The sequence below is a fragment of the Micromonospora sp. NPDC005197 genome (assembly GCF_040608295.1).
Taxonomy (GTDB): domain Bacteria; phylum Actinomycetota; class Actinomycetes; order Mycobacteriales; family Micromonosporaceae; genus Micromonospora.
The window spans coordinates 1-7459 of sequence record NZ_JBEXHY010000192.1 but is presented as its reverse complement, the minus strand read 5'-3'; the positions used below and the strand labels follow the sequence as shown (position 1 = coordinate 7459).

Annotated in this window: 7 protein-coding genes and 1 pseudogene; all 8 read right to left on the bottom strand. The window is 76.5% G+C overall.

Annotated elements, in window-relative coordinates; genetic code table 11:
- Positions 1–558, bottom strand: a pseudogene (locus ABZU46_RS30165) (precorrin-3B C(17)-methyltransferase); the annotation flags it as partial.
- Complete coding sequence (gene cbiE / locus ABZU46_RS30160; RefSeq protein ID WP_354863070.1) at positions 555–1886, bottom strand: precorrin-6y C5,15-methyltransferase (decarboxylating) subunit CbiE; 1332 nt, start codon at positions 1884–1886, stop codon at positions 555–557. The gene cbiE and the pseudogene ABZU46_RS30165, both read right to left, overlap by 4 nt.
- Positions 1883–3034 carry a cobalt-precorrin-5B (C(1))-methyltransferase gene (locus ABZU46_RS30155; protein WP_354863068.1) on the bottom strand — a complete coding sequence of 384 codons (1152 nt, stop codon included), beginning with the start codon at positions 3032–3034 and terminating at the stop codon, positions 1883–1885. Before ABZU46_RS30155 ends, cbiE begins: the two co-directional genes overlap by 4 nt.
- Entirely contained in the window at positions 3031–3864 is an 834-nt protein-coding gene (cobM, locus tag ABZU46_RS30150) for a precorrin-4 C(11)-methyltransferase (RefSeq protein WP_354863067.1), read from the bottom strand. The genes ABZU46_RS30155 and cobM overlap by 4 nt, the downstream gene beginning before the upstream one ends.
- Complete coding sequence (gene cobI / locus ABZU46_RS30145; protein ID WP_354863065.1) at positions 3861–4682, bottom strand: precorrin-2 C(20)-methyltransferase; 822 nt, start codon at positions 4680–4682, stop codon at positions 3861–3863. The genes cobM and cobI overlap by 4 nt, the downstream gene beginning before the upstream one ends.
- On the bottom strand, positions 4679–6034 hold the full coding sequence (locus ABZU46_RS30140; protein WP_354863063.1) for a cobyrinate a,c-diamide synthase: 1356 nt from the start codon (positions 6032–6034) through the stop codon (positions 4679–4681). Before ABZU46_RS30140 ends, cobI begins: the two co-directional genes overlap by 4 nt.
- Positions 6028–6639, bottom strand: coding sequence for a cob(I)yrinic acid a,c-diamide adenosyltransferase (gene cobO / locus ABZU46_RS30135; RefSeq protein WP_354863061.1), 612 nt, complete (start codon positions 6637–6639; stop codon positions 6028–6030). The genes ABZU46_RS30140 and cobO overlap by 7 nt, the downstream gene beginning before the upstream one ends.
- A gap of 73 nt (positions 6640–6712) precedes the next feature.
- A partial coding sequence (locus ABZU46_RS30130) for a VWA domain-containing protein (protein ID WP_354863059.1) occupies positions 6713–7459 on the bottom strand: 747 nt, incomplete at its 5' end.

Genomic DNA, 7459 nt, shown 5'->3' with positions numbered 1-7459 from the left:
GGCGGCGGGGCCGGCGGCGGACTCGGGATGGGCGGCGGCCCGCACGTTGGGGGGCAGGGCGGGCAGCGGCCAGTCGGCGTCGGCGATCAGCCGGACCGGTTCACCGTCCAGGATGGCCCGGGACACCGCGGCGACCGCGCCCTGCACCGGCCAGCCGAGGGTGTCCAGCCCCGGCAGGCCGACCGCGTCGGTGGCGGTGGTGATCACCGGTCGGGCGTCGAGCAGCGCGGCGACCTGCTCGGCGAGGGCATTGGCCCCGCCGGCGTGACCGCCCAGCAGCGCCACGGCGTGCCGGGCCGCCTCGTCGACGACCACCACGGCCGGGTCGGTGCGCTTGTCGTCGAGCAGCGGCGCGAGGATGCGCACCACCGCCCCGGTGGCCAGGAACGCGATCACCGCGTCACAGCCGGCCCAGGCGCTGCGCAACGCGTCGGCGACGGTCTCCCCCTCGACCAGCCAGGCGTGCGGCCACGCGGCGGTCAGGGTGTCGGCATGCCGGCGACCGGCGGCGGTGGCCGCCACCAGGCCGATCCGGGCGGGCGGGTTCTGGTCGGTCACGGGCGCTCCCCGGTGAGGACGACCACCGGGTTGGTGGCCGCGAGGCGGATCGACCCACCGGGCAGGTCGGCGAGGCGGGCGGCGGAGAGCTGGCTGCCCTCGACGGTGTAGCCGGCGGCACGCAGCAGGCCCACGGCCGGCGCGACGCGGTCCAGCGCGGCCAGCGTGAGCACCACCCGCTCGGGTCGGCGGGCCACCACGGCGGTGAGGACGTCGACACCGCCACCTCCGACGAAGACCGCGTCCGGCTCGGGCAACCCGGCCAGCGCCGCCGGAGCCCGCCCGATGACGAGCCGCACGTCGACGGCGTGCGTCGCGGCATTGGCCCGGATGGTCGCGGCGGACGCGGGCTCCTGCTCGACGGCGAGCACGGCAGCGCCGAGCAGCGCGCACTCGATGCCGACCGAGCCGCTGCCCGCGCCGACGTCCCAGACCAGCCGGCCCAGACGAGGCCGCAGCCGGGCGACGACGAGAGCACGCACCTCGGACTTCGTGATCATGGAATCGCGGTGGGCGTACCGGTCCTCCGGCAACGCCCAGCCACCGGCCGGCGCGGCGGCGGGTTGGTTGTCGGCGCGCATCCCACCGGTTGCGACCCGGTCGGGCGTGACGTCGGTGGGCACGAATCCGGCGGGTGCGGTGTCGGCGATGCTGAGCAGGACGTGCGGGTCGGACCAGGTGCCGGCGGCGGCCTGCTCGGGGGTCACCGCCCGGACGCGTTCGGCGTCGGTGCCGAGGTGTTCGGCGACCACCAGCCGGCGGGACCAGCCGATCAGTCCGGCGCCCAGCTCGGCCGCGCCGACGCCCGGCGCGGTGAGCACCGCGACCAGGGGCAGCGCCCGGCAGGCGTTCAGGGCCGGTCGCGGGTCGCGGCCGTGCGCGGTGACCACGGCGGCACCGTCCCAGGGCAGCCCGGCACGGGCGAACGCGGCGGCCACACTGGAGACCGCCGGCGCCACCCGCAGGGGCAGCCCGGCCGTACGCAGCCGCCGGACGATGCCGAACAGGCCGGGATCGCCGCTGGCCAGCACCACGGCCGGCACCCCGGCGGCCACGGCGACGCTCAGCCGCCGTACGGCCGGGGCGAGCGGCCCGAGGACGACGGTGTCCACGCCGGGCGGCACGGAAACGGTGGCCAGGTGCCGGGCCGCTCCGACGACCAGCCCCGCCCCGGCCAGCGCGGGCGCGAGGGCGGGGTGCGGTGGCGCTCCGGCCGCGTCCAACCCGACCACTGTCACCAACGCGTCCGGGGCGGCCACGGTCACCAGCGGGTCCGGAGACGCCACGGTCACCAGCGGGTCGGCGGCCGTCGCGGTCGCCCGGCTCATCGCGGCCACCGGCCCGACGAGGCGACCACCCGCGCGCCGGCGAAGTCGACCATCGCCACGTCCACGGTGACCGTCGGCCCGGCGAAGCGACGCAGCACCTGCCCGACCCGCTGGCAGAGCAGGTCCCCGGCCGGGCCGAGCAGCCCGGCGGCCTCCCACAGCTCGTACGCGTGCCGCCCGGTGTTCGCCTCGGTCACCGCGGCGACCAGCGCCGGATCGCCGCCAGCGTCGGCAGTCACCGCGCCGAGCAGCGACAGGTCCACCTTCGAGCGGGTGTAGTGGGTCATCAGGATTCCGGCGGCGAGTTTGGCGAGCTTGCCGGCCATGCCGACGAAGACCACCCCGGTCATCGCGTCGCCCACCGCGGCGGTGACGGCGGCGCCGGTGAAGTCGCCCACCTCGACGAAGCACACCTCGGGCAGCTCGGGCAGCAGCGCGCGGGCGGCCCGCTCGGTACGCCCGCCGGTGCACAGCACCACGGTCCGCTCGCCCTGGGCGGCCATCACGTGCACGGCCTGGACGACGCTGGCCCGCCAGGAGGCGGTGGAGAAGGGTCGGACGATCCCCGTGGTACCGAGGATCGAGATGCCGCCGAGGATGCCGAGCCGGCGGTTGGTGGTCTTGCGGGCCATGATCTCGCCCCGGGGCACGCTGATGACCACGCGGACACCGACCTCGGTGAGGTCGACCACCTCGGCCACCGCCTCGCCGATCATCCGGCGTGGGGTGTCGTTGATGGCCGGGCCACCGACCGCGAGCCCGAGGCCCGGCTTGGTGACGGTGCCGACGCCGGGACCGCCGGCCAGGCGCAGCCCGGGGACGTCGGTCCAGTCCACGGTGGCGGTCAGCTCGGCGCCGTGGGTGACGTCCGGGTCGTCACCGGCGTCCTTCACGACCACCGCCTCGGCGCGCGCCGGTGGGTTGCCGGTCACCTCGCAGCGTTCGACCGGGAACCGCACCCGCCGCCCGGCGGGCAGCCCGATCTCCACCTCCGACGGGGCCACGCCCGTGACGAGCGCCGAGACGGCGGCCTTCGCCGCGGCCGTGGCGCAGGCCCCGGTGGTCCAACCCGTCCGCAGCGCGGTGGGCCGGACCTTCGCCGTACGCGGCAGGTCCGGCTCGCGCAGCGGCGGCTCGGCGTACGTCACGGTGTGCCTGTTCCCCCGGCGCGACCGCCGGTCTGGCGGCGCAGCTCGGCACGGGCGGCCGGCTCGGCGCGACGGAAGGTGTGGAAGTGCCCGGGGTGGTACAGGTGCGAGCGGGTGCCCTCGGCGGCCAGCGCCGGCCCGACCAGGAAGAGCGTGTGTTTCCACAGCTTGTGCTGCTTGACCGTGGCCTCCAGGGTGCCGACCGTGCAGCGCACGACCAGCTCGTCGGGCCACGTCGCCTGGTACGCCACCACGGCCGGGGTGTCCGCCGGGTAGCCGCCGGCCAGCAGCTCGGCCTGCACCTGACCGGAGCGGGCGGCGGAGAGGAACAGCGCCATGGTGGTGCCGTGCCGGGCGAAGTCGCGGACCCGCTCGCCGGGCGGCATCGGGGTCTTGCCGCCTTCGAGGCGGGTGAGGATCACCGACTGGGCGACCTCGGGCACGGTCAGCTCCCGCCCGACGAGCGCCGCGACGGCGGTGAACGACGACACTCCGGGCACGATTTCGACGGCCAGGTCGAGCGTTCGGCACAGGTCCAGTTGCTCCTGCACGGCGCCCCAGAGCGCCGGGTCGCCGGAGTGGATGCGGGCCACGGTCAGCCCCTGCTCGGCGGCGCGCTGGTAGAGCGGGAGCACGCCCTCGATGGGCAGCTGCGACGAGTCGACGATCTCCGCGTCGGGGCGCGCGTGGTCGAGGACGTCGGCGTGCACCAGGCTGGCCGCCCAGATCACGATGTCGGCCGCGGCGATCACCCGGGCGGCCCGCAGGGTCAGCAGGTCCGCCGCACCCGGGCCGGCCCCGACGAACCACACCTTGCCGTTGCTGGTCACAGCTTTCCTCCTCGGTGGTCGCGGCGGGCGGGCACCAGCAACGTCGACAGGTACGGCAGGTCGTGCGCGGTGTCGTCGACCCCGCCGACGCTCTCCCCGGGCAGGCCGAGGCTGCGCCCGAGCACCGCGTCGGCGAGGCGGCCCTGCCGGCGCAGTTCGGCGAGCAGCTCCGGGTGCCGCCGCCAGCCCTTGTAGGCGACAACGGTGCCCGGCCCGGCGAGGGCGTCGGCGAACAGCGCCAGACCGGCGGTGGCCGGCAGCAGCGTGAGCGGTTCGCGTCCCTCGCAGAGCGGAATGCCGCTGCGGGCGGCCAGCTCCTGCATGGCGGTCACGCCGGGCACTGTCGCCACCCGCACGGTGGGGCGCAGCGCGCGGACGCTCTGCGCCAGATAGCCGAAGGTGGAGTAGACGTTGGGGTCGCCGATGGTGGCGAAGGCGAGGGACCGCGCGCCCGCGTCGACCGCGTCGACCACGCTCCGGGCGGCGTCGTCCCAGGCCGCCGCCCGGCGGGCGGTCACCCCACCCCGGTCGTCGAGGGCGAACGGCAGCCGACGCAGCCGATCCGCCGGCACGTACTCCCGGACGGTCGCCTCGGCCCGCCCGGCCTGTGCGCCCGGCGGCGTCGCACCGGCGGTCGCGCTCGGCGCGACCCGGTCCGCCATCACGGGTACGAACACCGCGTCGGCCGCGCGCAGGATCCGTACGGCCTTGACGGTGAGCAGTTCCGGGTCACCCGGCCCGACACCGACGCCGGTCAGCGTGGCGTCGGCGGGACACGCGTCGGTAGTCAGCCCCGCGTGGGCGCGCTGCGCGCTCATCGGCACGCCTCGACCAGCCGGCGGGCCGCGGCGGGGTGGCCGGCCCAGTGGGTGTGCAGGTAGGAGGCGTGCACGCGGCCGGCGACGAAGCCGTGGTCCGTGCCGTTCCAGCGCCACGCCGGCCGCTCGCCGTGAGCGGGGTCGGTGGTGGTGCGGTGGAACTCGTGGCCGCGTACCGGCTCGCCCGCGCGGGCCACCGGGGAGTCGGTGACGGCCAGGGCCTCGCGGTAGCCGAGGGTGAGCCGGCCGGTCATCCGGGCGGTGAGGTCCAGCCGACCGCACATCGGTACGCCGTCCAGGGCCTGCCCGAGGTAGAGCAGCCCGGCGCACTCGGCCACGATCGGCCCGTCGAAGTCGGCCAGCTCGGCCCGGAGCGTGCCGTTGCCCGCGAGGGCCTCCGCGTACGCCTCGGGGAACCCGCCGCCGATCACGACCGCGCGGGTGCCGGCGGGCAGCGCCGGGTCGCGCAGCGGGTCGACGGTGACCACGTCCGCCCCGGCGGCGGTGAGCAGTTCGGCGGTCTCCGCGTACGAGAAGGTGAAGGCCGGACCACCGGCGAGCGCGACGAGCGGGCGTTCGTGGCCGGCCGGCCCGCCGACGGCGGCGACCGGGTCCCACGCCGGGGTGGTCAGCGGCGCGGCGGTGCGGGCCAGGTCGAGCACGGCGTCGAGATCCACGGTGGCCTCGACCAGCTCGGCGAGGGCGGCGACGATCGCGAGGGACTCGGGCGCCCGCTCGGCGACCGGGACCAGCCCGAGATGCCGGGCCGGCGCGGCGACCTCGGCGGCGCGGGTGACCGCCCCGAGCACCGGTACGCCCACCTCGGCGAGGGCGTCGCGCAGCAGGGTCTCGTGCCGGGGCGAGCCGACCCGGTTGAGGATCACCCCGCCGATGCGGACCGCCGGGTCGAACGCGGCCATGCCGAGGGTCAGCGCGGCGGCCGAGCGACCCTGCGCGGTGGTGTCCAGCACCAGCACCACTGGCGCGTCGAGGAGGCGGGCGACGTGCGCGGTGGAGGCGAAGTCGCGTCGGCCCACCGCGCCGTCGTGCAGGCCCATCACACCCTCCACCACGGCGATGTCGGCGGGCGTCGGGATGCTCGCGCCGTGGCGCAGCAGACCGGCGATCCGCTCGGCTCCGACCAGGAACGGATCGAGGTTCCGGCCGGGCCGCCCGGCGGCGAGGGCGTGGTAGCCGGGGTCGATGTAGTCCGGGCCGACCTTGTGCGGGCTGACCGTCAGGCCGCGACGGCGCAGCGCGGCGAGCAGCCCGGTGGCGACTGTGGTCTTGCCGTGGCCGCTGGCCGGCGCGGCGATGACCACTCGGGGCAGCGCCCAGGGCGCGCTCACCACTCGATGCCCTTCTGGCCCTTCTGGCCGGCGTCCATCGGGTGCTTGACCTTGGTCAGCTCGGCCACCAGGTCCGCGGCGGCGATCAGGCGCGGGTCGGCGTCCCGGCCGGTGATGACGACGTGCTGGAAGCCGGGGCGGTCGGCCAGGGTGGCGACCACCTCGTCGACGTCCACCCAACCCCACTTCATCGGGTAGGTGAACTCGTCCAGCACGTACAGCCCGTACCGCTGCGCGGCCAGGTCGCGCTGGATCTGCCGCCAGCCCTCCAGGGCGTCCACGGCGTGGTCGGCCTCGCCGCCGCGCTGGATCCAGGACCAGCCCTCGCCCATCTTGTGCCAGGCCACCGGCGCGCCCTGGCCGGTACGCTCGTGCACCTCGCCGAGCGCCCGGAAGGCGTTCTCCTCCCCCACCCGCCACTTGGCGCTCTTGACGAACTGGAACACCCCGACCGGCAGGCCGGCGGTCCACGCCCGCAACGCCAACCCGAAGGCAGCGGTCGACTTCCCCTTCATCTGTCCGGTGTGGACGATCAGCAGTGGCCGGTGCCGCCGCTGCCGGGTCGTCAACCCGTCAGCGGGCACCACGCTCGGCTGTCCCTGTGGCATCAGCCCGTCCCCCGTCCCGCGGGCACTCCCGCGATCGTGCCTTTTCTGCTGGTCATCTGCGCGCTTGGTCCCCTCATGTCGCGACCGGAACCGCACGATCGCGGGGGCGGGTCAGGGCGGCCAGGGGGGTCAGGGGCGCGTTCAGCTGGGTGGCCAGGCGGCGCGCCAGGTGCAGGCGGACCGGGCCGGACTCACAGTCGACGACGACGCAGGGGGCCGCTGTCGCGGCCAGCACCGTCGCGGCCGCCGCGGCCCGGTCCAGTGGACGCGGCCCGGCGGTGGCTTTGCCGTCGGTGACGATGAGGACCAGGGGGCGGCGCTTCGGGTCACGTCGGCGCTCCAGCCGCAGCAGCTCGGCGGCGGCGAGCAGGCCCTCGGCAAGCGGCGTGCGTCCACCGGTGGGCAGCTCGGCCAGCCGCGTCGAGGCGGCCAGCACCGACGAGGTGGCCGGCAGCAGCGTCCGCGCACCGCTGGCCCGGAAGGCGATCACGGCGACCTTGTCCCGCCGCTGGTAGGCGTCGGTGAGCAGCGCGAGGACCGCGTCCTTCACGGCGGTCATCCGCTGCCGGGCGCCCATCGACCCGCTCGCGTCCACCACGAACAGCACGAGGTTGCCCTCACGCCCCTCCCGGACCGCCTCCCGCACGTCGTCCGGGCGCAGTCGCAGCGGGCCGGTCAGCCTCCCCCGGGCCGCCTGATGTGGCGCGGCGGCGCGAATCGTGGCCGGCAGGTGCAGCGCGCCGACCCGAGCGGCCGGCACGCGGGCCCCGGTGGTGCGTCCCCGCCCGGTGCGGGCGCGCGACCGCCGCCCGGGCACGCC

Excerpts from the sequence above, each read along its gene's own strand:
- cobO (WP_354863061.1), bottom strand. The coding sequence starts at position 6,639 with ATGCCACAGGGACAGCCGAGCGTGGTGCCCGCTGACGGGTTGACGACC.
- cbiE (WP_354863070.1), bottom strand. The coding sequence starts at position 1,886 with ATGAGCCGGGCGACCGCGACGGCCGCCGACCCGCTGGTGACCGTGGCG.
- cobI (WP_354863065.1), bottom strand. The coding sequence starts at position 4,682 with ATGAGCGCGCAGCGCGCCCACGCGGGGCTGACTACCGACGCGTGTCCC.